The sequence below is a fragment of the Loktanella sp. DJP18 genome (assembly GCF_049310965.1).
Taxonomy (GTDB): domain Bacteria; phylum Pseudomonadota; class Alphaproteobacteria; order Rhodobacterales; family Rhodobacteraceae; genus Loktanella.
Genome location: NZ_JBMERN010000284.1, coordinates 1 through 1,969 on the forward strand (window position 1 = coordinate 1; position 1,969 = coordinate 1,969).

Annotated in this window: 2 protein-coding genes; both read left to right on the plus strand. The window is 57.3% G+C overall.

All coding sequences use genetic code 11. From position 1 onward, the window contains the following. Nucleotides 1-251 (plus strand): hypothetical protein (locus ACOI1H_RS25185; RefSeq protein ID WP_422441020.1); only part of this gene is annotated, 251 nt, incomplete at its 5' end. 111 nt (nt 252-362) lie between these two features. After that, nucleotides 363-1,895, plus strand: coding sequence for a phospholipase D-like domain-containing protein (locus ACOI1H_RS25190; RefSeq protein ID WP_422441022.1), 1,533 nt, complete (start codon nt 363-365; stop codon nt 1,893-1,895). Nucleotides 1,896-1,969 lie beyond the last annotated feature (74 nt).

The following is a 1,969-nucleotide window of genomic DNA, read 5'->3' on the forward strand; positions in this document are numbered from 1 at the left end:
ACCAGTTCGCCTTCCAGATCATTGCTGAAGATTTTGCCCACATCGAACCCAAAGCGGGCCTCCTGATTTCAAATCCGGAACATCTGGCGACCCAGCTTGTTGAACTGCACTGTGAACACGCGGTGCGGCCAGCTGCCGCCCGGCTAGTTGCAATGGAGATGAGCATGTTAAAGTTCCTTGGCGGCACAATCGGCGTAATTTTTCTGATCGGTCTGGCGGTCGTTGTGGGGATTCTGATGCTGATCTTCTAAAGTGTCAGCAATCAAGACTTGGCGCGCTGCTGACCTGGTCGTTCGCACATCGACGGTGGCACCATAATCATAAAGGAAACCAGAGCTTTGAGGTCCTGGAGGAGATTGGCTTTGGATGATACCCAAACAGAACGGCCCGCGACGACACGATCAGTGTTCAAGACGGGATCAAATTGCTGGCGTGTCGCAAAGGCTGACAGGTTTTCGCTGATCGTGGACGCGTCCGACTACTTCAAGACGCTGCGGCAGGTGGTCCTTCAGACCAAACAGGAACTGCTGCTGATCGGTTGGGACTTCGATTTCGAACTGGAGATGTTGCCGGGCGAGAGTGACGCTGACGGGAACGCGCCGGACGGCTATCCCAATCAGCTCGGGCCGTTCATTGAAGCTGCGGTAAAGCGTGCGCCGGATTTGCAGGTCTATATCCTGAAATGGAATGGCGCGGTTCTTGCGGCCCCGGGCCGCCTTGTTCCGTCGGTCGCTTTATACGTTTTTGGCGATGACCGGATTCATTTTGCGCTGGATGGGCATCACCCTTTCGGTGCCTGTCACCATCAGAAAATCGTCGTCGCCGATGACACCTTCGCGTTCTGCGGCGGCATCGACGTCACCGAGAGTCGTTGGGATACCTCCGATCATCTGCCGGACGACCCAAGGCGGGTGCTGAAAGACGGTTCTGCCGCATCGCCCTGGCACGACGCGACGTCTGCACTTTCGGGACCGGTCGCCGCCGCTTTGGCCGAGCTTTCGCGCCTGCGTTGGCATCGCGCAACCGGGGACAAGCTCGAAAAGCCCGACGCCACGCTTTCCTTCGATTGGCCCGACGGTCTGCAAATTGATGCGTCTGACCTATCTGTCGCCATCGCGCGAACCGAACCCCCATATGCGGGCATGCGGTTGGTCAATGAGATCGAGAGGCTGACCCTCGACAGTATCGCTGAGGCGCAGAATACCATCTACATTGAGTCCCAGTATCTCACGACACAAACCGTCTGCGGCGCTTTGGCTAAAAGACTTCAGGAAGACCGTCCGCCCGAAATCATCGTCATCAACCCCGAGTCTGCTCTGTCCGGATTTGAGGATAAGGCAATGCACGTCTTGCGAGGGCGAATGATCGACAAATTGAAGGCCGCAGACCACCGGAACAGGTTTCGTATCTTCAATCCGGTGACCAGCGCCGGGGAACCGATCTACGTGCATGCCAAAGTCATGATTGTCGACGACAGAAACCTGCGCATCGGATCAAGCAATCTGGATGACCGGTCGATGGGATTCGACACGGAATGCGATGTCGCTATCGAAGGCCCTGCGTCGTTGATCACGGCATTTCGCAACCGCCTTCTGTCGGAGCACCTCGGCGCGACGCCCGCCGGCTTTGCCGAGGCTGTCGAATCGGAAGGGTCCGTCATCGGGGCCATCGATCGCCTGAACGCTCAGACGGGCCGTGGACTGCGATCGATCAAATCGCTGGATGAAGACATGATTGGGAGCGTTCTGGCGGACACAAGGCTGTTGGATCGGCGATATTTGCCGCAGGACAGGGCAGAAGCTGGAAAGGGCCTCCGACCGCGACATCTGGCAGTGCTGGCCGGCGGGATCGGTCTTGGTGTGATCGCCTGGAAGATATGGCGCAGGCGCACTTAGGAAACCGATTTTGGTCTGTTGATGCCAGCATCGCAGAATGGACGATGACGGAACCTTTTTCGGCGAAGCTACTT